The 21568-nt window shown below is 33.0% G+C and carries 25 protein-coding genes and 1 riboswitch; of the genes, 12 read left to right on the top strand and 13 right to left on the bottom strand.

What is annotated here, in order from left to right; all coding sequences use genetic code 11:
- The first annotated feature begins 31 nt into the window (after window positions 1–31).
- The 11 genes from DG435_RS24345 (at window position 32) to DG435_RS24300 (ending at window position 9291) form a co-directional block, all read left to right on the top strand.
- Window positions 32–1474 carry a cobyric acid synthase gene (locus DG435_RS24345; protein ID WP_234387026.1) on the top strand — a complete coding sequence of 481 codons (1443 nt, stop codon included), beginning with the start codon at window positions 32–34 and terminating at the stop codon, window positions 1472–1474.
- A complete protein-coding gene (locus DG435_RS24340) occupies window positions 1471–2493 on the top strand; it encodes a histidinol-phosphate transaminase (RefSeq protein ID WP_106790857.1) in 1023 nt (340 codons plus the stop codon). The genes DG435_RS24345 and DG435_RS24340 overlap by 4 nt, the downstream gene beginning before the upstream one ends.
- On the top strand, window positions 2475–3401 hold the full coding sequence (gene cbiB / locus DG435_RS24335; protein WP_106790856.1) for an adenosylcobinamide-phosphate synthase CbiB: 927 nt from the start codon (window positions 2475–2477) through the stop codon (window positions 3399–3401). The genes DG435_RS24340 and cbiB overlap by 19 nt, the downstream gene beginning before the upstream one ends.
- Window positions 3401–3925, top strand: a complete 525-nt coding sequence (locus tag DG435_RS24330) for an AAA family ATPase (RefSeq protein ID WP_106790855.1) — start codon at window positions 3401–3403, stop codon at window positions 3923–3925. Before cbiB ends, DG435_RS24330 begins: the two co-directional genes overlap by 1 nt.
- Before the next feature lie 12 nt (window positions 3926–3937).
- Window positions 3938–4126, top strand: a riboswitch (cobalamin riboswitch).
- Between the two features lie 99 nt (window positions 4127–4225).
- Window positions 4226–5047, top strand: a complete 822-nt coding sequence (locus DG435_RS24325) for a ferredoxin (protein WP_106790854.1) — start codon at window positions 4226–4228, stop codon at window positions 5045–5047.
- A complete protein-coding gene (locus tag DG435_RS24320; RefSeq protein ID WP_106790853.1) occupies window positions 5034–5849 on the top strand; it encodes an NAD(P)-binding domain-containing protein in 816 nt (271 codons plus the stop codon). The genes DG435_RS24325 and DG435_RS24320 overlap by 14 nt, the downstream gene beginning before the upstream one ends.
- Before the next feature lie 41 nt (window positions 5850–5890).
- Window positions 5891–6613, top strand: a complete 723-nt coding sequence (gene cobA / locus DG435_RS24315) for a uroporphyrinogen-III C-methyltransferase (protein WP_024771433.1) — start codon at window positions 5891–5893, stop codon at window positions 6611–6613.
- Window positions 6614–6781: 168 nt separating this feature from the next.
- Window positions 6782–7720 carry a sirohydrochlorin chelatase gene (locus DG435_RS24310; RefSeq protein WP_106790852.1) on the top strand — a complete coding sequence of 313 codons (939 nt, stop codon included), beginning with the start codon at window positions 6782–6784 and terminating at the stop codon, window positions 7718–7720.
- A gap of 343 nt (window positions 7721–8063) precedes the next feature.
- Window positions 8064–8240, top strand: coding sequence for a hypothetical protein (locus DG435_RS25765; protein ID WP_159025424.1), 177 nt, complete (start codon window positions 8064–8066; stop codon window positions 8238–8240).
- A gap of 3 nt (window positions 8241–8243) precedes the next feature.
- Complete coding sequence (locus DG435_RS24305) at window positions 8244–8840, top strand: superoxide dismutase (protein WP_106790851.1); 597 nt, start codon at window positions 8244–8246, stop codon at window positions 8838–8840.
- A gap of 1 nt (window position 8841) precedes the next feature.
- Complete coding sequence (locus tag DG435_RS24300; protein WP_106790850.1) at window positions 8842–9291, top strand: hypothetical protein; 450 nt, start codon at window positions 8842–8844, stop codon at window positions 9289–9291.
- 84 nt (window positions 9292–9375) lie between these two features.
- Here DG435_RS24300 and DG435_RS24295 read toward each other — a convergent pair whose 3' ends face one another.
- From DG435_RS24295 to DG435_RS24275, 5 genes are all read right to left on the bottom strand, one after another.
- A complete protein-coding gene (locus tag DG435_RS24295) occupies window positions 9376–9945 on the bottom strand; it encodes a hypothetical protein (protein WP_106790849.1) in 570 nt (189 codons plus the stop codon).
- Between the two features lie 103 nt (window positions 9946–10048).
- The gene (locus tag DG435_RS24290; protein WP_106790848.1) at window positions 10049–11176 is read right to left on the bottom strand and encodes an AraC family transcriptional regulator; all 1128 of its coding nucleotides are present in this window, start codon (window positions 11174–11176) and stop codon (window positions 10049–10051) included.
- Between the two features lie 503 nt (window positions 11177–11679).
- The gene (locus tag DG435_RS24285) at window positions 11680–12828 is read right to left on the bottom strand and encodes an NAD-dependent epimerase/dehydratase family protein (RefSeq protein WP_106790847.1); all 1149 of its coding nucleotides are present in this window, start codon (window positions 12826–12828) and stop codon (window positions 11680–11682) included.
- Between the two features lie 63 nt (window positions 12829–12891).
- The gene (locus DG435_RS24280) at window positions 12892–13959 is read right to left on the bottom strand and encodes an AraC family transcriptional regulator (RefSeq protein WP_106790846.1); all 1068 of its coding nucleotides are present in this window, start codon (window positions 13957–13959) and stop codon (window positions 12892–12894) included.
- Between the two features lie 175 nt (window positions 13960–14134).
- Complete coding sequence (locus tag DG435_RS24275) at window positions 14135–14740, bottom strand: hypothetical protein (RefSeq protein ID WP_106790845.1); 606 nt, start codon at window positions 14738–14740, stop codon at window positions 14135–14137.
- 181 nt (window positions 14741–14921) lie between these two features.
- Between DG435_RS24275 and DG435_RS24270 the strand changes: the two genes are divergently transcribed.
- Entirely contained in the window at window positions 14922–15788 is an 867-nt protein-coding gene (locus tag DG435_RS24270; protein ID WP_106790844.1) for a winged helix-turn-helix domain-containing protein, read from the top strand.
- A gap of 136 nt (window positions 15789–15924) precedes the next feature.
- On the opposite strand, the gene DG435_RS24265 is transcribed toward DG435_RS24270, so the two are convergent.
- The 8 genes from DG435_RS24265 to DG435_RS24225 form a co-directional block, all read right to left on the bottom strand.
- The gene (locus DG435_RS24265; RefSeq protein ID WP_106790843.1) at window positions 15925–16143 is read right to left on the bottom strand and encodes a hypothetical protein; all 219 of its coding nucleotides are present in this window, start codon (window positions 16141–16143) and stop codon (window positions 15925–15927) included.
- Between the two features lie 14 nt (window positions 16144–16157).
- Window positions 16158–16574: a hypothetical protein gene (locus DG435_RS24260; RefSeq protein WP_106790842.1), complete on the bottom strand. Its 417-nt coding sequence runs from the start codon at window positions 16572–16574 to the stop codon at window positions 16158–16160.
- Window positions 16571–17116 carry an RNA polymerase sigma factor gene (locus DG435_RS24255; RefSeq protein WP_106790841.1) on the bottom strand — a complete coding sequence of 182 codons (546 nt, stop codon included), beginning with the start codon at window positions 17114–17116 and terminating at the stop codon, window positions 16571–16573. Before DG435_RS24255 ends, DG435_RS24260 begins: the two co-directional genes overlap by 4 nt.
- Window positions 17117–17307: 191 nt before the next feature.
- Window positions 17308–17889 carry a fibrobacter succinogenes major paralogous domain-containing protein gene (locus DG435_RS24250; RefSeq protein ID WP_106790840.1) on the bottom strand — a complete coding sequence of 194 codons (582 nt, stop codon included), beginning with the start codon at window positions 17887–17889 and terminating at the stop codon, window positions 17308–17310.
- 57 nt (window positions 17890–17946) lie between these two features.
- Window positions 17947–19272: a dicarboxylate/amino acid:cation symporter gene (locus DG435_RS24245; protein ID WP_106790839.1), complete on the bottom strand. Its 1326-nt coding sequence runs from the start codon at window positions 19270–19272 to the stop codon at window positions 17947–17949.
- A gap of 190 nt (window positions 19273–19462) precedes the next feature.
- Window positions 19463–20218, bottom strand: a complete 756-nt coding sequence (locus DG435_RS24240; protein ID WP_106790838.1) for a hypothetical protein — start codon at window positions 20216–20218, stop codon at window positions 19463–19465.
- 192 nt (window positions 20219–20410) lie between these two features.
- Entirely contained in the window at window positions 20411–20839 is a 429-nt protein-coding gene (locus DG435_RS24230) for a hypothetical protein (protein ID WP_106790837.1), read from the bottom strand.
- Window positions 20840–21001: 162 nt separating this feature from the next.
- Window positions 21002–21499, bottom strand: coding sequence for a VOC family protein (locus DG435_RS24225; RefSeq protein WP_234387025.1), 498 nt, complete (start codon window positions 21497–21499; stop codon window positions 21002–21004).
- Window positions 21500–21568: the final 69 nt, after the last annotated feature.

Raw genomic sequence — 21568 nt, 5'->3', positions numbered from 1 at the left:
GCACATTAGAATGACAAAATTACGGCCTATTATGTTTGTAGGAACAGGATCAGATGTTGGGAAGAGCATTCTTGTTACTGGTATTTGTAGACTCCTGAAACAAAAAGGATATGCTCCCGCCCCATTTAAGGCGCAAAACATGTCACTTAATAGTTTTGTAACTCCTGATGGATTAGAGATAGGGAGGGCGCAAGCTGTACAGGCCGAAGCATGCAAAATTGATTGCACTACAGACATGAATCCGATCTTATTAAAACCTTCTGGGGCTAATAAGTCCCAAATCGTTTTGCATGGCAAACCTATTGGTGATCAAACTATTAAAGAGTACTTCTTAGGAAATAATAAACAACAACTTTTTGAAGAAGCCAAAACCGCATTTCTTCGACTTCAGGAAAAATATAATCCTATTGTTTTAGAGGGAGCAGGAAGCATTAGCGAGCTTAATCTAAAACATCGGGATATTGTAAACATGCGTATGGCACAAGCTGCGGGAGCAGATGTATATCTTATTGCCGATATTGATAAAGGAGGTGTTTTTGCAAGTGTATATGGCTCAATAGCACTTCTGGAACCCTGGGAAAAGAAACTGGTCAAAGGAGTGATTATCAACAAATTCAGAGGAGATATTTCTTTATTTGAAGATGGAAAAAAGACATTAGAAAAACTAGCCGGAATTCCTGTTTTAGGAGTTGTACCTTATGCCAGTGACATTTATATTGAAGAAGAAGATTCTGTAGCCTTACAGAAAAAGGAGAAAACCATAGTGAATGGATTAGTGAATATCGTAGTGATCCTATTACCCTATATTTCTAATTATACCGATTTTAATGTACTAGAAAAGGATGCAAGAACACATCTCTTTTATTCTAATGATCCCAAAAGTATATCTGAAGCTGATATTATTATACTTCCTGGTAGTAAAAATACGATTCAGGATCTTATATTTCTTAGAGAAAAAGGTATTGCTAAGGTGATATTAGATGCGCATAAATCACAAAAAGACATTATTGGTATTTGCGGTGGATATCAGATGCTAGGAAAAATGATAGAAGATCCCTTGGGAGTCGAAAGTGATATTAAAACGCTTCCCGGGTTAGGTATTTTACCAATAACCACGCAGTTGACTTCAGAGAAGACTACTACGCAATGCAGCTTTACTTTTAAAGCGTATCCTGAAACCATTTCGGGATATGAAATCCATATGGGAGAAACTACTGTTGAAGATCATCAACCCTTAAATTATATCGATGGCCAACCAGAAGGATATATCCAGGGGAATTGTTGGGGAACCTATATTCATGGAATTCTGGATCACTCGGCTGTCATTGAAGACCTCTTGCAAAATTTCACCAACACAAAAACAACTTTTGATTATAAAGCCTATAAAGAAGAGAATTATGATAAGTTAGCTGCTTTATTAGAAAAAAGCATTGATATAGACTCTATTATTTCTGAAATGCATACCATATTATGATATACGGACACGGTGATGACGGCTATCGCTACGCAATACCATTTAAAGCAAATTTTAGTTCTAACATTTGGCATGATGGGACTTCAGAGCAGTTACTCTCATATCTTAGAGAGCAGCTACCTCTTATTGCTAATTACCCAACTCCAAATGCAGATGTATTAACGCAACAAGTAGCAGATCATCATGGATTAAATTCATCACAAGTAGTAATAACTAACGGAGCTACAGAAGCTTTTTATAGTATAACTCCTCTTTTTTCTGGTAAAAAAGCAGCCATAGGTATTCCTACCTTTTCTGAGTATGAAGATGCTTGTTTAAGGAGTAATATGAAAATCAAGCACTTTGATCGTTCTGAAGTACTAAATACCTCTTTTCAGGAAGATCTCGTATTTCTCTGTAATCCCAACAATCCCGATGGTTTTTGCAATACGGTTTTAGAAATAGAGAAATTAATCGTTGAATTTCCTGATACAACATTTGTTGTCGATGAAGCCTATATTGAGTTTACTCATAAGATCAAATCTTGTGTCGAGCTTCTCGAAAAATTTGCCAATCTTATTATCGTAAAATCACTAACCAAATTATTCTCGATACCAGGATTGAGGTTAGGATACATATTGTGTAGTGCAGAAATAGGAAAAAAACTACAGCATGCTAAAATACCGTGGAGTGTCAATACCATGGCAATTGAAGCAGGAAAATACATATTTAAAAACTATAAGGCTTTATACCCGGATATGGCAACACTTCTAGGATATAGTAGTCAGTTACAACAACAAATTGATACATTAGATGGATTTACTGTCACCTCATCAAATACCAATTATTTTGTAGTAAAACTAGAAACAACCAGTGCTCCTCTTCTCAAAGATTATTTAGCACACACTCATCAATTGTTAATCAGAGATGCTTCGAATTTCAGAGGTTTGAGTAGTCATTACATTCGTATTGCCAGTCAGAACCCCGAGAAAAATGAACTATTAATTCACGCTTTACAGCAATGGAGTACGCTACAGTAATTGTTCCTTTAGTGATTGGGTATATTCTCGATTTGATATTGGGAGATCCCAGGTGGCTTCCTCATCCCATACGATTATTCGGGAATAGTATTGCTTTTGGTGAAAAGAAACTAAACACAAATCCTTTTGCTTTTATAAAGGGAATGGTGCTTACCATTGGATTACTCGCAATCACAATTGCATTTTTTTACTATACTCAAAAACTCATTTCTCCATATATCATTGCCTATTATACGTTCACCTCTGTATTTGTGTTCTATGCCTTAGCAAATAAAAGTTTAATAGATGAAGGCCGAGCTGTTTTTACAGCTTTACAAGAAGGAATAGAGCAAGGTAGAAAACGACTGTCATGGATTGTAGGTCGGGAAACAGACCAATTAAATCCACAACAAATAAAAACAGCAGTATTCGAAACATTATCAGAGAATCTTAGTGATGGAGTTATTGCTCCTCTTTTCTACTATGCATTATTTGGAGTGGCCGGTGCTATGGGATACAAAATGATCAATACTCTTGATTCTATGATTGGTTACAAAAATGAGAGGTATATAAATTTTGGGAAATTTGCTGCAAAACTAGACGATGTGGTTAACTATATCCCGGCTAGAATTACGGCATTCTTAATGTTACTGGTAACTGGCAAACTTCATAAAATCTCTTTTGTAGTAAAATATGGTAAACAACATTCCAGTCCTAATGCCGGATATCCCGAAGCTGCGCTGGCTGCGATTCTGGATTGTAAATTTGGCGGACCTAATTACTATCACGGAAAACTAATTGAAAAACCTTTTATAGGAACGAATGATCGAATCCTGAAAGATCAGGAAATAAAAACGGTAGCAAGAATCAATCAAAAAGTAACCTTTACATTTGTCCTTTTAATTTGTGTGGTTTACTATTTTTTATAATGCCCAAAAGATATATCATTACCGGAGCACCGGGAACAGGAAAAACAAGTTTAATCCAGGCTTTACAAGCTAATGGACATCAGTGTTTTTCTGAAATTTCGAGAAAAATAATACTTGAACAACAACACATAAAAAGTGACAAAACTCCTTGGGGAGACCTTCCTGCATTTGCTAATTTAGTATATCAAGAAACGATTAGAGAACTACAGCTTCCTATTGAAAAAAATATATTTGTAGATCGAGGACTGCCTGATATTATTGCCTATCTAAAAGCCAAATCTCATCCTATTCCAAAACACCTATTGGACTTCCCCTTCAAAACACATTATGCGTCTACTGTATTTTTAATGTCTCCTTGGGAAGAAATCTATATCAACGATCCCCAACGTCCTCAATCTTATCAGGAAGCATTACATATTCATCAATGTCTTGTACAAGTCTATCAAAGGTTTAACTTTACAATAGAAGTAGTTCCTAAAACAACTTTAACAAAACGTGTAGATTTTATCCAATCATTTATTTAAACAAAAAAAGTATCTTCGCTGCTGATTTACGGTTCTTTTGGAAGCAAAAGATGAAAAGGGAATTTGGTGAAAATCCAAAACTGTTCCCGCAACTGTAATACGTATCTAAAATTATAATCCATAGGCCACTGTAGTACAACTATGGGAAGGCGATTATAATTATGTAAAGTCAGGAGACCTGCCATAAATCAAAATATAATATTAACTCTCGGGTAAAGGGTTGGTCTTGAATAGTTTTATGAATGTACATAAAGCACTCCTATTTTTGACTTCTCTTCCTGTTTTTAATTTCTTTTAATTATGGGAAAAAATCTAAGTAAAGTAAACACCACCTTTCAATTTTGTGATGGAGGGTCTTGCAAAAAAGCAAAAGGTGAAATCGCTATACGTGAAGCCAGAGCATATCTTCGTAACAAAGGGCTTTGGGATGCTACTCATACTATAAAAACGAGATGTAATGGTCGTTGTGAAGATGCACCAACCTGGATTGTACAACCTGGCAATTTTTGGTATAAAAACCTGACTCCTGATAAAGCTGTTTCAATTCTAAAATCTCATTTAGAAGAAGATCAACCGGTAGAAGAATACTTATTATATAAAGAAGGGTGGTCGGTCTTACTAACCGAAAATGAAAAAACCATTGCTCCTATTACTTTTAAAGATAAAACAGATACAGAATTGGGAGAAGCCTTAGTAGCTCGATCTTTTGCCTCTGATCAACACCTTTATCCTTTATTTAAGTACTTATTTCAAGAACCTAAACCTATTGCTGTGCAACAATACGATGCAGCTTCAATTGAAATAAAATCGTCTCACCTGGTAGATTACACCGATGATTATGAAGTAAAAATTACTGGAGAAGACCTTCATTTACAATTAACTATCGCCGGAATTCCAAAAGATATTTCAGATGAGATAGCTGATCGTAAAGTAAGTGTTGCAGAAGTGATCTGGCTTAAAAAATCTACTATCTTTACCAAGGCAATACGCCTGAAAAATAAAAAAGGAAAACACCTGGTCACATTTTGGATAAAAGAAGAGGATACAGTCACCTGGGAGCATATTCTTACTATTTATCTGGGGATGTCACCAAACCACATTAGAATTAGTGAAGAAGTCTAAACATATAAGTATATTAGGTTGTGGATGGTTAGGATTACCATTGGCAATAGATCGAATTGCCAACGGAGATACGGTAAAAGGGTCTACCACTACAGAAAGTAAAATCGAAAAGTTAAAAGCAGAAGGTATTATACCTCATTTTTTTACACTTGGAAAGTCTTCAGAAAAAGAATATATAGATTTTGTATCCGGAAGCGAAATTGTCATTATCAATTTTCCTCCTAAACGAATCTCTAATATTATAGAAATATACCAAAATCAAATAAAAAGTATACTTCCCTTTATTTCTGAAACTCAAAAAATAATCTTTATCAGCTCTACTTCGGTATATCAAAATACTAATGGAGAGGTAACTGAAACATTGAATATTGCGCCAGAAAAAGAATCAGGAAAAGCAGTTGCCGCTGTAGAGCGACTATTGCAAGAACAATTTGAAAATAGAGTGAGCATTATTCGACTATCTGGTCTTATTGGTGATGATCGATTACCAGGTCGATTTCTTGCTAATAAAAAAGAAGTGCAAAATGGAGATGTTCCTATTAATGTAATCCATAGAGAAGATTGTATTGGGTTAATTAATGCGGTTATCGAAAAAGAAGCTTGGGGAGAAATTATAAATGGTTGCGCAGATCAACATCCGATACGAAAAGAATACTATACACTTGCTGCACAAAAAATAGGGCTTACCCCTCCTACTTTTATCAAACAAGAAAAGCAAGCATATAAGATTATCTCTAATACCAAAAGTAAAACACTTTTAGGGTATTCTTATATCCATCCTGATCCTTTAAAATTAATATGAAACAAGCATTAAATGATTGCTAAAAATTTAAACGTTTAAAAATGAATGTTGTAGCCATAGTAGGTGCTGGTCCGGGAGATCCAGAATTATTAACCGTAAAAGCATCTCGCCTTATCAAAGAAGCAGATGTGATTCTTCATGACAATCTCGTTTCAGATACTATTTTAGCGATCAATACTATTGGAGAAAAAGTATATGTAGGGCGTAAATTTGGAGATACTTCTGATCAAATAGAACGTCAACAAAAGATCAATGAATTACTCTATACGCATTATGAGAAAGGTAAAAAAGTAGTTCGTCTTAAATCTGGTGATCCTTATGTCTACGGAAGAGCAGCTGAGGAAGCACGATATCTAACAGAAAAAAATGTTCCTTTTGAGGTGATTCCAGGAATTTCTGCAGCACTGGCAGCCGCAAATATTTTTAATATTCCCATTACCGAAAGAAATAAATCCAATGCCATGCTGATATGCACGGCGCATACAGCTGATTATTCTTTTGAGCAACTCACTGGGATTGCGCATATGCTTAAAGCTGGAAATACCATCTCAATATATATGGGACTTAAAAGCCTGCATAGGATTATTCCTAAGCTTTTAGAAGTTTGCGAAGACGATACTATCCCTGTTAATGCAGCATCTAATGTATCAAGATTAAATCAGGAAATTATAACAGGCACACTAGGTAGTATACAAGAACAGATCAAAAACAGTACATTGCAAATGCCTGTGGTGTTACTTATTGGGGCTAATCCAATTCGGTAAATTAATGTTTGGTATTCCTCTACAGACTGGAATCCATTTTTAACTATAGTCGATAATTCAATTTATAAATAAAAACAATGAAATGAGCCATAGCAATTGAGTTGATACCAACTGAGATGTTCAATGGCGAATTCCATCTGACAACTAAAAAATAATAAAAAAGAACAGATGAAAGAAGGAATATTACTTTGTGGGCACGGAAGCCGTAGAGAAGCTGCCATCACTTCTTTTAAACGATTAGTAAGTATCCTAAAAGAACGTTATGAGAGTGACTATGAAGTAGATTATGGGTTTTTAGAATTTAACCATCCTACTTACGAAGCTGCTGTAGAGCGCATGTATCTAAACGGAATTCGAAAAATATATGCACTCCCGGTTATTTTATTTGCCGGATCTCATGCAAAAAATGATATCCCATATGAATTGAACACCATTCAAAGTTATCATAAGGATTTAACCATTGCTATGGGAAAGCATATAGGTGTCAATTCCTTTTTGCTGGATCTTGCAGTAAAGCGAATTGAAGAGACAGAAGCTACCTTATCTAAACTAGATCGAAAAGAAACCTGCCTGGTGGTTGTGGGTAGAGGGACAACTGACCCCGATGCCAATAGCGATGTCTGTAAGCTAACTAGTATGCTCTGGGAAGGAATGGGATTTGGATTTGCTACAACAGCATACAGCGGAACAGCCTATCCCAAAGTTGATGAATCGTTACAAATGATTGAAAAATTAGGATTTAAACGAACAATCGTTATTCCTTTTTTCTTTTTTACAGGAGTATTACTAGAACGTATTTATGGTCATGTCACAGATATGAATACATCTTCTACCCTAGAATATATCTACACAGACCCTTTTGGTACCGATGAATTATTGATGAAAGCATTTGACGAACGCTTAGAAGAAGCTAAAACAGGTACTGCTCATATGAACTGCCAACTTTGTAAATATCGAAAGCAAGTAGTAGGGTTTGAACAGGATTATGGTAAAGAACAAGTAGGTCATCACTTAAACGTAAAAGGTATCCTTTTTGAAGAAGATGAGAAACCAGGTGAAGTAAAAAACTCATTAGGTAGCAAAATCAAGAAGGTATTGGGAATCTAGATCTTTGAAATTCATTCCTATAATTCTATTGAAAATAACACTCCAAACTTAGCATACATACAATACAAGCCTTATTTGATAGTATTAATTCGCCACTACTTTACTTTATTTACTCTAGTATTGTTTTGAAATAACTCCATTCACTTTTGTCTCTTACCAGATCTTACTTATCTCATTAGACACTAATTATCAGTATTCTAAATAAAAACATTCTTCCCTTCTACATGAATCATTATATGCAATTATAGTGCTATTCATATTATAAAAATATTTGTGAAATATAATTTGTTAGTTAAGGCTAACTTTTTTAGTTTTATATAGCTAATATATTATACATTTACACATGGACTACGTTATTGAACTATTAGAAATGAAGAAACGGCAGTTAAACCGTGAAGTCATGAATCAAAATCTTCTGCAGAAAGATATTAGAAAAGGAATTTCAGAATTATCAAAAATCACAGAAATAACCAAAGCAATAAAAGTTTTAAAATCAAAAAGATACAAATACAAAAATTAAAACATGAAGATCACACAACAATTACCAGACCTACCGTATGATAAAAAATCACTTGAACCCATAATCACAGAAGAAACTTTTGATTACCATTATGGAAAACATCATGCAGCATATGTAAACAATTTAAATATATTGATAAAAGACACTCCATTAGTAGACGTCACGGTACAAGAAATAATTCAATACGGGTCTCAACATAATGATACTCTGGTTTTCAATAACGCTGCACAACACTGGAATCATAGTTTCTTCTGGCATTGTTTATCTCCATATGAAGGAAAAAGACCACATGGGAAGGTCAAAAAACTTATCGAAAGAGATTTCGAAACATTCGAAAAATTTAAAGAACAATTCTCTACCAGTGCCATTAAATTATTTGGTGCAGGCTGGACCTGGCTTGTACAAAACCAGGAAGGGAAATTAGAAATTCTGTCCCTGAAAGATGCTCAAACCCCTATAATTGAAAATAAAACTCCTATCCTAACACTTGATGTATGGGAACATGCATATTATATAGATTATCGTAATGCACGTCCAAAATTTGTAGAGAGTTTTTGGGAAGTTGTAAACTGGAGTTTTGCTAATGAAAATCTAAAATAAGATGAGCGAATTATGCACTAATCAAATTGAAAATTATTGGAAGGCCAAAATAACAACTTCTAACATTTTGTTTAATAAAGGTAAACTCGACCAAGCATTATTAGGATATAAAGACGCTCTATACCGGGCCGAAATACTAAATATAAATCAGTCAGATTGTATTCGGGATAATATTCCATTTATACAGATATATATCATTTCTTGCAATAACATTGCTAATACCTATAAAGAATTGAAACAGTATGAAGAGGCTGAAAACACACTTAAAAGAGTCGTTTACTACCTTTTACATTTATCCAGTAATAACGACTTAAACATAAATGAAATTAAAGCAGAATTAAAAAGAGCTACCATTGCTTATGTAAATTTTGTAAAGGAAAATGGAGGAGACAGAAAACAACAGGAAACATTATTTACTGTACTAAGAGAACAATTAATAGAAAGTCATTAATTTATTACTAAAGCGTGGGTTCGTTAACGAACTCACGCCTTAGTAATACGCAAAAACAGTAATTTCTGTTATGCTATTTATCTATTAAAACCGATAGCCAACACGTAAATGCAAATTTATAGCAGCTTCGCCTTTATCTTTTGAGAATCCAGCATTTTTAGAAAAATAATGAATATACCCAACTCCTACTCCAGCTTCATAATTAAAATGTTTTCCTATGTTTCTTCTAATTCCCCAGGTTGGGACTACAGATAGATCTGTCACTATTTTGGTATCTTCTTTATTATCTAAAACAATTAGCAAATCAGAATGATGCAAACTAGTTTTTAGAGAAAAGAAATTACCACTATTCCCATCTATATGTTTTGACTTGCTTTCGCGCTTAGACAAATTATAGTACCACCGTGGTTCTAGAGTAACTACAGTAGTTAATAAAAAGCCTGTGTCTGGATAAAAATTGCTTTTTCCATTATTAGCATCAAAACCTAACTCACTTCTCAATGCTATTTGATTTGATAGTTTTAACTCATTGTATATCCAGAACCCTGCAAATCCAGTCTGTATTCCAAATGTTGATTGCTCTACACTAGCATTTTGAGATCTCACAAATAACGTGAATGCACAAAAGCCCAAAGTCAAGATGATTTTTTTCATTGTATTAAAGGTTTATAAATTCAATAGCAAATCAATGAATTTATAAGGGCTTTGGTTGACCGATAGATGCAGTGGTGCTCTTTTTCTAAAAAAAGGTACTATCTTATAAAAATTGCTTTTTATACACCGAAGGAGAGAGTCCTGTTTCTTTTTTAAAAATCCTATTAAAACTAGTTCTTGACTTAAAACCACACTCACATGCAATCCCGAATAGACTATAATTGTCATACAAATCTGACTGCATTTTTTCTTTTACTATGTTAATTCGATACGTATTAATTAAATCATAGAATGTAGTCTTCATGTATTGATTTAACAACATAGATAGTTTTTTATCTGTTGTAGAAATTTGATTCGCTAATTTCCCTAAAGTTAAATCTTCATCTAAATAGGGACGATTTGTTGCCAAAATGAGTTCTAATTTACTTTTTAATATTTCGAATTCTTCTTTCTTAAAACTTGGTAAAGCATTATCTTTTGGTTTATTGGTAGTGAATTGGGCTTCTTCTAATACAAAATCTGGCAATAACACTTTAGATTGATTCACCCCATAATATCCTAAATATGAAACCAGAATGACCATAGTTATTACAGAAACAAAATCCGCATTCCAATCAAAATCACCATAAAAGGATTCGTAAATTTTGAGCATTACATCAATGCTAATAACACACAGTGCACCCTGTAGCATAGCCCTTATCCAATTAAAATCATATCGAGTTAAGTTTGAATAGTTAGATTTCATCAATCTCCTATATTTTGATAATAATCGCAGTGAAATAATAAGGTAGAATATCAAATGTAAATCTCCTATTCTTATAAAAAAATATATAAAATCTGATAGTATATAAGACAATCTATCTATATTAAACATCCCATACAACAATGTTGGAACAGCAATAAAAACAATATATAATGCTGCCGGAATAAAATGTGGAAGCGCATTCTTTACCAGATTTTCTTCTTTTAAGAATAATGATTTTATATATAAAAGTAATAATGGGCCTACCACCAAAACAGTGATATCATTGGGAATAAAACAGGTTCTAAACAACCAAAGAATATCATGTAACAGTGCATAAAAACATAGAATAACACATCCCAGAAAAGCAAAAAATACAATTAGTATTTTTTGCGACAATTGTTTCTTCTTTGACTTTATCAATAGCAATAACAGTATTGCTATAACAATAACACCACCAACTAAAATAAAATCTACAAGAAGCTTCATTACTTATTTTTGAACAGTACTGGTTTTTAATTAAGACTGTTAAAAACAAAATAATGTTGCAATTTTTATCTACTGAGGCCTTGCATAGGTCTTGTCTATACCTTATCAAGGTGCTCCCTATGATAAACAAGGTGATTGATTGGATCAAAATACTAGCTCGAGCTGTCGAAGTGCTACTTCTAAACAGCTAACAAGTTACTTCGAAGGGCTCCCAAAGTAGTTAGAAGGATTAAAAAGGTAGTTCGAACTACCTTTTTTGGGGTCGTTACCTCTAAAAACATCGCAAAAAACCTTTAAATGACCACTTTTACTCCTTATTATACGGCTTCAAAGCGTTAATCTATCACTTCGAAGCATTAAAGGATCAGCTCGAAGAATTAATGTAATACTTCGAACTACCTTTGGCTGGGTTTGACCCCATATCGATATGGGGCACTCCCTTCTTGACAAGAGGGTGTTATAAGTGTATTCACTCGTTGTTTTTATTTATGTTTTCAGAAGGTTTATTTTGATCTGGACACCCATTTTTTTATAATTTCTTTTTCTTTTCCAGCGCTATAGTATTTTATTTGTTTTCCCTGTATTACTTCTCCAAAGGCAATGTCATTTTTGGGATATCTACTTTTGTATCCTTCTAATTGATCAGATGTCATTTCGACCATAGGACGATTTACTAATCCTGCATTGATTGCTTTTTGAACATTAAAATAATACATTCCTACAGGTTTTGACCTCCATAAAGGCATTATTTTATAGGGAAGAATCCCATTTTTTATAAGAAAATCTCCATCAACCCAATGTAGTTTTTCTGGCATACTTGTAGCATGAATGAGACAGGACACATAATCTTTAAAAGGGGTTGGATTAGAAGCGACATTGAATGCGCCATATATTTTTGATTCTGTACAATGAACGATAAAGTTTGCCAAACTTTTTACATCTGTAACCTGCATGTGATGATCATGAACATTTGGTAATAGTATTTCTCCTCCTCTATAAAATCTAACCGGCCAAAAAGGCTCTTCATTTGGGTTACCTGGATGAGTAACTCTAGAACTTTTCATCCCATGAGATCTATATATCGTAAAATTATCTATCCGTTCTCTAATCGCTTCTTCAGCAAATGTTTTCCTTATGGCATATCTAAAATCTTCGCCTATTGTTTTTGGGAATTTTGGCAGAGGATTTAAGGGCTCTGATTCTTCAATAAACTTTTTATCCCATTTGTCATAAACCGAAATAGTAGATATGTAGTGATAATTGCCAAATTGCCCTTTAAACTCTTCAAGGAAATCTGAAACAGCTTTTGGAGACTTTTGCCATGTATCTACAACAACATCCCAATAGGTTTCTTTATGTTTTTTATCAATATTTTTAAGTCCTTCTTTATTTTCTTTTTCCCGGTCACAAATGATAACAGGTAAATATTTAAAAAGTTCGGGATTGGTTTTCCCTCTGTTCAATAATGTTACTTCATAGCCTGAGGCCAAAAATGTTTCGACAATAGTAGGGCCCAAAAATCCTCTACCTCCCAGAATAAGCACTTTTTTATTGATATCACCAAACATTTTAAATCCCGAAGCAGCTATTGGGTTTAAAAAAGTAATGGTTGAAGCTATCCCCAAAGTTTTAATAAAATCTCTTTTATCCATGTAATTCATCTTATGTTAGAATACAAATATGGGGGCAAGTAAGAGAATAACGGAACTTCTTAATTAATCAGTACTTATTTCTTTTTTGAATTGCCCGGGAGTTTTTCCCGTATGTTTTTTAAAATGGTGAAAGAAAGCCGATTTAGAGTTAAACCCACACTCATAGCCTATGCCTTCTAAGGTTAAATTTAATTCATCTCCCTCTTTTATTCTGTCTATAGCATACGCCACTCTTTTGGTATTGATCAAATCATAAAAAGTAGTATTCATTTCAGAATTTATGATTTGAGAAAGATGATGCTTAGGAATATTTACAGATTCTGACAAAACAGCTAATGAAAAATCGGGATGTAAATATGTTTTATTTTCCTTGAAAAAACGATTAATAGAATCTATAAACATAATTATCTCATCGTTTTTAAGCGGACTATGTTTATATTTCTTTTTTTCAATTGCAGCATCAAAAGGTACTTCAGGATGGTATACCATACCATATTTCAACCCGTAAAACCCGATCACAGTTACGAGAATAACATACCGTAAAACATCCCAAACTTCAAAATATGCTACTCCCACCAAAAGTTCTATTGCTAATCTTATAAGACTAATTCCTATACTTATAAGGAATAAAATTGCAATAATTCTAACCCAGGAGAGCTCAAGCATACTACTATCAGCCTTATGGGTCTTAAAAAACTTATCTGTTTTATAATAGGAATATAGTATGTACAATGGATAAAGAGTTAAAGAAATCAGTTTTGCAATTAGAATTATTATTTCCCATAACAATTCTGACTCCTGCCTAATAAAAAAACTGAAAAAAGTAAAAATTACAAATGGCAAAAAATGTAGAAGGTTGGCTTTAGTAATATATTGATTAAATAAGGATTTGGTATAAAACAGAAAAAAGGGACCGTGCAAAAAGCTAATTGTTGCTATTAATATCCCGGTTATATCGGTTAGGTATTTGCTTTTACCTATCCCTAATAATAAATGGACAGAAAACACTAAAAACCAAGTCAATAAAATTAGATCAGATGATTTTCTTTTCTTTTTCAATACAATGAGTATCGCAAATAAAATACTTTGAATAGATCCAATTCCTAAAATTACGACTAATACATTAGACATTTTTATTATAGATTTTGGCCTAAGTTACTAGGTATTATTAAAAATTAGAGAAAGATAATATGATTTCACCTTTAATTTCAAGAAATTTTTAACTCTAATAACTTAGTACAACATTTCTTTATGTCTATTTTCAGAATTATAATAGGTTTTTACACATCCTTATCAAGTTTTACTTTTACTTTTTCTTGTTTAGATCAGATACATCACATATCATATCCGAAAAAATCCCAAAGTAAGCTGATCTATCTAGTTCCTCCACAGATAAGATTCCAGAACGTTGTGAAATAACGAATTTTATTTTTTCCATGGTACAGCGTGGTTCAATGACAAATTTGATCCAACCACTTACTTCAAAATCTTTTTGCGAGTCAATGATGAGTTTCTGGGTATAGGTGGTATTACGTTTTACAAAGTTTACCTGTCTGTCACTAAAAGGATCATAACTCTCTAATGCCTTTGGGAATTCTATAATTGAATCTTTCATAGCAAGGTCCTTAGTTTCACTTAATGAAAGAGCGAAACGACCCATAAAATTACCATTGGAGTGCGGAGATACAAAAAAGGACTTATCATATAGATCAATCGAAACAATGAGGCTGTACTCATCCTTATCTATGGTATCGATTTTTAACGCTAACGCATAAGGATCATCCATTTTGCTAACAGTTGCTGTTTTGAGCGGATCAATTTGGAAAGTTTCTTTCTCTATATTTCCTTCCTGATTGTTTTTAGTACAACCAGCACTTAATAGTACTATAAATACGATTATAAATTTGTTCATTTTTTGATTGTTTTAATTTGTTCTTTATTATGATGATAAGGATACGCGTACTTATGATTTTCCTTATATTATTTTTATTTTTAGTAAAGCTAAATCGAACTACAATTAAAAGTGTCAAAAAAGTGTCAAAGAAGTGTCAACTACTGTAAAATCTCATAAGATTGTATGTTATTTGTAACGCATGGAGAACAAAAAGATATATGTATTAGGAATTTTATCTGGGATTATCTTTCTCATTATGGGGTTCTCTAACATAAAAGAGCAAACAGATGAGTTTTCAGAACTAGTGAAAATTGCATTACGTGATGTTGGAAATCAATTATTGTTGACCAATCAAGATAGTACTTCTTTGGTTTTACCTATAGTGGCATTAGAAAAATCAAAGTATCAACTTTCTTTTGAAAATTCGCTTTCATTTGATCCCAGTGATTTGGTTTCTATTGTAAAAAAAAGTTTTCAAAAAGCTGGATTGCCAGAGCAATATCGTGTTGAAGTATTACAATGTTTTGATAAAGAAGTTCCATATAGCTTTCTAATAAGGGATGATATTGCTAGAGATATTATTCCTTGTGGCGGAAGGTTTTTACCCAAAGGTTGCTATACTATCGAAGTACGATTTACCGAAACTCAGTCCAGTGATTTCGGCAAACAAACGTTAATCTATGGGTTGCTTTTTATTGTGTTTACACTCCTTTTGTTGATTTTATATAGAAGAAAGAAACTTTATGTTAATGATGAAAGTGACACAAGCTATATATCCATAGGCAGCTTTCAGTTTTATCCTGAACAACATAAATTGATTAAACAAACTGTCGAAGTTAGTCTTTCAAAAAAAGAATGTGAACTGCTAGAGATTTTTGTAGCGCATCCTAATCAAATTGTTAAGCGAGATGAATTGATTAAAAAAGTATGGGAAGACAATGGCGTAATCGTAGGAAGAAGTCTAGACACATATATTTCTAAACTGCGTAAAAAGTTAAAAGACGACGAGGCGATTAAACTAATAAACATTCATGGTATAGGATATAAGTTAGAGATAAAATCTTAAGCATTATTATTTCACTTTTTAAACGTAAGTTAGATGTAATAAAACATTCGAACTGACCTAGTTTTCTTATATCTAACTTACGTTTTATAAAATCTATTTCCTGAATTGTTTACAACTGCCTTTTATGCTGATCGCTTTAATCCGACAATATTTTGATAAAGAAACCTTGTATTTGTACCAGGTCAATAACATCCACTTCTGATAAATTTGTTGTAGCCTCAATTCTAAGTACATTGTCTATATCTTCGAGATCAATTGACCATTTAATAATATCTGAATGATTGTTAAGTACTGGTTTTAATGATTTAACTTTTTTCTTTGATTTAATATCTGTTCGAAATATTAGTAATTCCATATTGAAATTTAATGTTATTCTGATTCTGGTTTTGAAGTGTCCTCTTGCACTTGACTTGATTGTCGTTCGATATATTGTTTGTAATATTCATCACCTTCTTCTTTCCAAAACTTATCATAGTATTTCCATTTTGAAAAATCAGTTTTCGAATCTTTTTTACAGTCATCACTTGAGTTTTTAGATGATTTTTTACTACTACCACTACCACAACCTCCAAGAAATATTTTTAGCAATATAAATACTCCCACAGCTTGCCAATAGGTAAGAGTTGTTAGTCCAAAAATCTCGGGCATAAGCCAATTCCATAACCACATAATGACAAAGCCGAATAAAATGGCTAATCCTGTTATTGCAATTGCACCAAAAATGATTATTCCTACAATCTCTATTGGTGACTTTTTTCTGAATTTATGAGTGAAAAAATTTGTCATGATATATTTTTATTTTTATTAATCTCTACTTCTATTTTTTTATATAATACTGCAATTGCTCTATGTCTTCTAGACATTAATGTTCCTATAGAAATTCCTGTTTTAGTCGAAATCTCTCTATATGTATACCCTTCAAAGTCTACAGCTATAATAATATCTTTATATGCTGGTTTTAGCTGTTCGATGCATTTTTTTAATACTACTATCATTTGATCCGAAGTGTAATTGTCGGTTGATTGGTGTAGTACCTCAGCCAGCTCTACTAAATCTTCATCAGCGTCTACCGAATTCGTTTTTTTTGTAGTTCGCATTACATCAATGATTTTGTTTTTTACAGATCTGTAAACAAAACCAGCTACATTATTTATTGGAGCATATCGATCTGCTCCCGAAAATAATTTTAAAGCAACATCCTGGATGATATCTTCAGCATCCCGATTGGCTGTGTCACTTATTTTGGTTTTCACATACCTCTTGAGAGATTCATATTCTCTTCCAAAAAAATCGGTTAGTTTTTTACTGTTTTCTGATTCCAAATTCATTAAAACCTTTTATGAAGGGTCTTCAATTAGAAAGACGACACTTTTTTAATCTATTGCATTTTTCAATATATATTTTAAAAAAAAATAAAATTTATGGTGGAGTGTTTCTTTTTATTAGCTACTATATAAGCAGTGCTGTAGAAAAAAGAGTTTAGACTAAAAGATAAGAATCCGTGTTTTAAACACTTAATTTATTTAATACATCGTATAGAAAAAGCATATGTTGGATGTTGTGAAGCTTTTCTGATTTTATTATTACTTTTTTCCAAAATATACGTCCAAATAAAATGTTCCTCTTCTTTAGAATCTGACCAAAACAATGTGTTTTCTCTAAAATTATTTGGATGTTCCTCATTATTTCCTATTCCCGAAGGCCTTATAGAAAATCCACTATTGTTTGAATTTATTTCTCCTTTCCAAAACTGTTTATCTTTATAATTGCCTGCTACATTATCTTTTGAAAAATTAAATAGTTTTTCCCAATCCTTATTATTTGGTAATCTCCACCCTTGGGGGCATACCATACATGCAGTTTCGAAATCGTATAATAACCCATACAGTTGAACATTACTTGAATCATTATCAGGAAAAAAATATTTTACATTGTTCCCATTTATATCTCGTCTAGCTTTAAGGTTTTCGGTCATCCAAAAAGTTTCCCCATACTTCATTATTGAATATTGATTCCCATCAATATCAATCAATTTTGTTGTTTCACTTTTGCAACTAATGATCATACAAAAAAGGAATATTCTATAAAATAATTTATTCATATGTTAGTTTTTCTAATGAAATACAACAGTTTTAACAGTCACTTGTTTTAGTGATATCTATTTTTTGTTGGCAAATGTTTTATTTTTATCCGAGCCATAAAATTTATTGAAAATTACGCTCGCAGTTAGGTCTCCAGTCACATTAACCGCTGTTCTAAACATTCCTAAAATTCTATCTATACCAATAATAATAATCAGTCCATCTATTGGAATTCCTGCGCTCTGTAGCACGGATGCAAGAATGATGACACCTCCTCCTGGAATAGCAGGCGTTCCGATAGACGCGGCTACAACTGTAGTGGTTATTAATATTAAGTTTATCACCGACAGCTCAATGCCATAAGCTTGTGCCATGAATAAAGTGGTTACACATTGAAATAGAGCGGTACCATCCATATTTATCGTTGCCCCAACAGGAATAACAAAGTCACTAATATTAGAGGACACCCCTAATTTTTCATCTGCTGTTTTCATAGATACCGGCATAACAGCTGCAGAACTAGCAGTAGAAAATGCTAATAGCTGAGGTTCACGGATCAAGTTTAAAAATTTCAAGGGATTCTTACGTGTGAAAGCGAATACCATTATTAAATAGAATATCATTAAGAAGGTCAAACCCAGAATAACGACTATCATATAGTAACCCAAACCAAGAAATATTTCAATGCCAATTTTGGATAACAAGGCTGCTATTAAGCCAAATACAGCATATGGGACGAGCATCATCGCCCAAGAGACTACAATCATGCAAATCTTCTGAATCGCTTCGACAAAACGAATGATAGGCCTTGCCGTGTCATGATTGAGCTGGGTAATCGCAACACCAATTATTATGGTAAATATTACTACACCAAGCATTTCTCCCATTAAGATAGATTCCAGTGGATTATTTGGGATGAGCTTAGAAATAGTATCTGGAATGTTTTCGATCAGGTTCGTTTGTTCATTGGCTTCAATTAGTTTTTCTCCGCTGTTTGGAAATCCTCCCAGCTTGAAAACATATTGCCCGGGTTTCATGATGAATGTGACAATCAAACCAATAGTGATAGCGATGACTGTAGTGAAAACAAAATACAATAACAGCTTTATTCCAAAGGCTTTAAGATTATCAGATGTGTTCCCTACAATTCCCGAAATAATAGAAGCAAATATTAGGGGGATCATAATCATTTGAACTAACCTCATAAATATTTGACCTGGTAAATCGAGCCAATTGGCTAATGACAAGCTAAAATTCTCTGTAACAAGCCCAGTAGACGGGTTGATTACGATGCCAACCCCAGCACCTAAAATCAATCCAATAATTACCTTAAGCCATAAACGACCTTTTATAAGGCGATCCAAATAGACTGACAAATTATTAAGAGGTCTGATTTCTAGCATGGTGTGATTTATAAAATATTTGTCAACGGCAGTTTGTGGTATAGTAAAGCAAGATATTACCAAGCTATCAACGACTCTGTATTGATTTTATATCTTTTTCTTTCTATAATTTCTACTCCATAGCAAATATACAAGAACCTTCGATTAATCATGTTACTGCTATGATCATATACTTGGTGTTGTATACTAGTTATTGTATAGCATTAATCAGATTTTCCTTCGCTAACTTTAAAATTTCATGTAATTCCTTTAGAGATATTTCTGCTGCATTATTAAAATCCACTAGAACATGGTCATATTTTTTAGGGTATTTTTCTTGAATGGCATCCCTAACAAATTTTACCGCAGGCCTTAAATGACGATATTCTCCATCAATAACAATAGATGATTCATAGAGTGCACAGAATAAACTATAGGTGTTATTAGATTCACATACTCTATTATCGTTTTTATTCCAACCTTCTGTAGACCCAAGTAGTTTAATCGTGTTCTCTATAATTTTCACTTCAATTTCACTAGGTTTAAACCAGTTTCCTTGTAGTTGTGCATCTTGAAAGTTAAATTCTTTAATGACCATGGGGAGTATTTTTGTCTCGTCTTCAAAATTCCCCGCATAATAACCATCTGTATATTGAATAAGAGTTGCTATTCGTTTAGGCTTATTGGGCCAGGAAATCTCTACGAATCTTTGAACTGTATCGTTTTTGATAACTATGAATTCCATTGGAGGTTTTCCATATGGAGCGAGAATGATGCTAGTTAAAGCTCTACCATCCTTGATGATGTTATATCTACCTTGATGCACTTTTCCGTTCTCATCTGTGTAGGTTCCAAACCAAAGCTGTTCTTTCTGTGCAAAAATAGTACTAGAGAAGAAAAACAGAAATAGTAAAAAAAGGAAGTTTGAATAAAATGGCGATTTGTTGTTTTTGATTGATGCTTGCATGACGTTTATATTTAACTGGTTAAATATAAGAGTACAATTACATCAAAACGTTACAGTTCAACAAGATAAGTCGACTTTAGCAAGATAATGTGGATACACCAAAGCAAATGTTATTTTTGCAATACGCTCATCGTGATGTTTTGTGCTGCTCATATTTTGTGTTTATAATTTTGTTTAGTGCATTACCCTTGATTAAAAACTTATTCTTGTCATTGTTGTAAAAATTAGTAGCAATGTTAATATTCCAACAGCAGTTGTAAATATTCCTACTTTTTTTGATTTTGTCCATCCCGATAATGAAATCATAATCGTTATAGAAAAGAGTCCAATCATAAAAGTCAGTAATCCAATTATTCTAGGAATTAAAAAATCCTTTGTAACAACACCCTTTAAATAACCTCCTGGTGTAGTCATCATTGAGATTTGCATCATTGCAAATACAGTGACGAGAAAACAACCAGCAGATAACGTTGCAGACTTTAAAATTTTATTAGTTAGTTTATCTTTCTTGTCAGAAACTAATAGATTAGCAACTACGGTAATAGAAAAACCACTCAATAAAGAGCTTATCAGAATAGTTTGGTTAGCTAAAGTATTCCAATATTCTAATGTTATTTGCATATTCGGTTTGATATTTTTGTTTACTATTATTGGTAACGGTTTTGTCTAAAAGCACTTGCTTTTAAGTAGCAATATACCTATTTAAACACAAAAAGCAGTTCGAGTTTGTACCCGAACCGCTATTGCTTTTATATCTTGTTTTGCGTTTGCTTTTTTCTTTAATTAGTTTGGGGAATGTAACCCCATTTTATTTCCTTCTGAATCAAGAAACATTGCGAAATATCCACTTTCATCGGCATGAGGTGTTTTAGGAACAATGATTTTACCGCTATTTTTCTCGACTTTATCAAGAATTACCTGAAGGTTGTCTCCACCATTTAGATATATAGTCACCCCATCTGCCGAAGGTTGGAAACCTTCTCCTTTCATAATAACACCAGTAACCATCTGTTCTTCATATGGAAATATGCCCATTTCCATACCTGGCATTTCCATTTTCTCAATGTTAATATCCAAAATTGCCTGATAAAATTCGATTGCTCGTGAAATGTCTGTTGCTGGAATTTCAAAAATTGAAATATAATTTTTCATGCTATTTGCACTTTGATTTATGGTTGAATCACTTTTCTGCCTTTCTAATTCGGGTTTATCTGTGCTATTACAAGCAGCAAAGCCCAAGATTAATATTGCAGTAAAAAGACTACATATTGTTCTTCTCATGTTTATTAATTAAATGTAGAGGTAAAGTTAAACTGTAAATGAGAAACAAAATTGTAAAAATGCGACAGA

Source organism: Aquimarina sp. Aq78 (genome assembly GCF_900299525.1).
GTDB lineage: Bacteria > Bacteroidota > Bacteroidia > Flavobacteriales > Flavobacteriaceae > Aquimarina.
Note: the sequence above shows the minus strand (reverse complement) of the source record. Positions and strands in the feature narration are given on the sequence as shown.

Excerpts from the sequence above, each read along its gene's own strand:
- DG435_RS24345 (WP_234387026.1), top strand. The coding sequence starts at position 32 with ATGTTTGTAGGAACAGGATCAGATGTTGGGAAGAGCATTCTTGTTACT.
- DG435_RS24340 (WP_106790857.1), top strand. The coding sequence starts at position 1,471 with ATGATATACGGACACGGTGATGACGGCTATCGCTACGCAATACCATTT.
- cbiB (WP_106790856.1), top strand. The coding sequence starts at position 2,475 with ATGGAGTACGCTACAGTAATTGTTCCTTTAGTGATTGGGTATATTCTC.
- DG435_RS24330 (WP_106790855.1), top strand. The coding sequence starts at position 3,401 with ATGCCCAAAAGATATATCATTACCGGAGCACCGGGAACAGGAAAAACA.
- DG435_RS24325 (WP_106790854.1), top strand. The coding sequence starts at position 4,226 with ATGGGAAAAAATCTAAGTAAAGTAAACACCACCTTTCAATTTTGTGAT.
- cobA (WP_024771433.1), top strand. The coding sequence starts at position 5,891 with ATGAATGTTGTAGCCATAGTAGGTGCTGGTCCGGGAGATCCAGAATTA.
- DG435_RS24310 (WP_106790852.1), top strand. The coding sequence starts at position 6,782 with ATGAAAGAAGGAATATTACTTTGTGGGCACGGAAGCCGTAGAGAAGCT.
- DG435_RS25765 (WP_159025424.1), top strand. The coding sequence starts at position 8,064 with ATGGACTACGTTATTGAACTATTAGAAATGAAGAAACGGCAGTTAAAC.
- DG435_RS24305 (WP_106790851.1), top strand. The coding sequence starts at position 8,244 with ATGAAGATCACACAACAATTACCAGACCTACCGTATGATAAAAAATCA.
- DG435_RS24300 (WP_106790850.1), top strand. The coding sequence starts at position 8,842 with ATGAGCGAATTATGCACTAATCAAATTGAAAATTATTGGAAGGCCAAA.
- DG435_RS24295 (WP_106790849.1), bottom strand. The coding sequence starts at position 9,945 with ATGAAAAAAATCATCTTGACTTTGGGCTTTTGTGCATTCACGTTATTT.
- DG435_RS24290 (WP_106790848.1), bottom strand. The coding sequence starts at position 11,176 with ATGAAGCTTCTTGTAGATTTTATTTTAGTTGGTGGTGTTATTGTTATA.
- DG435_RS24285 (WP_106790847.1), bottom strand. The coding sequence starts at position 12,828 with ATGGATAAAAGAGATTTTATTAAAACTTTGGGGATAGCTTCAACCATT.
- DG435_RS24280 (WP_106790846.1), bottom strand. The coding sequence starts at position 13,959 with ATGTCTAATGTATTAGTCGTAATTTTAGGAATTGGATCTATTCAAAGT.
- DG435_RS24275 (WP_106790845.1), bottom strand. The coding sequence starts at position 14,740 with ATGAACAAATTTATAATCGTATTTATAGTACTATTAAGTGCTGGTTGT.
- DG435_RS24270 (WP_106790844.1), top strand. The coding sequence starts at position 14,922 with ATGGAGAACAAAAAGATATATGTATTAGGAATTTTATCTGGGATTATC.
- DG435_RS24265 (WP_106790843.1), bottom strand. The coding sequence starts at position 16,143 with ATGGAATTACTAATATTTCGAACAGATATTAAATCAAAGAAAAAAGTT.
- DG435_RS24260 (WP_106790842.1), bottom strand. The coding sequence starts at position 16,574 with ATGACAAATTTTTTCACTCATAAATTCAGAAAAAAGTCACCAATAGAG.
- DG435_RS24255 (WP_106790841.1), bottom strand. The coding sequence starts at position 17,116 with ATGAATTTGGAATCAGAAAACAGTAAAAAACTAACCGATTTTTTTGGA.
- DG435_RS24250 (WP_106790840.1), bottom strand. The coding sequence starts at position 17,889 with ATGAATAAATTATTTTATAGAATATTCCTTTTTTGTATGATCATTAGT.
- DG435_RS24245 (WP_106790839.1), bottom strand. The coding sequence starts at position 19,272 with ATGCTAGAAATCAGACCTCTTAATAATTTGTCAGTCTATTTGGATCGC.
- DG435_RS24240 (WP_106790838.1), bottom strand. The coding sequence starts at position 20,218 with ATGCAAGCATCAATCAAAAACAACAAATCGCCATTTTATTCAAACTTC.
- DG435_RS24230 (WP_106790837.1), bottom strand. The coding sequence starts at position 20,839 with ATGCAAATAACATTAGAATATTGGAATACTTTAGCTAACCAAACTATT.
- DG435_RS24225 (WP_234387025.1), bottom strand. The coding sequence starts at position 21,499 with ATGAGAAGAACAATATGTAGTCTTTTTACTGCAATATTAATCTTGGGC.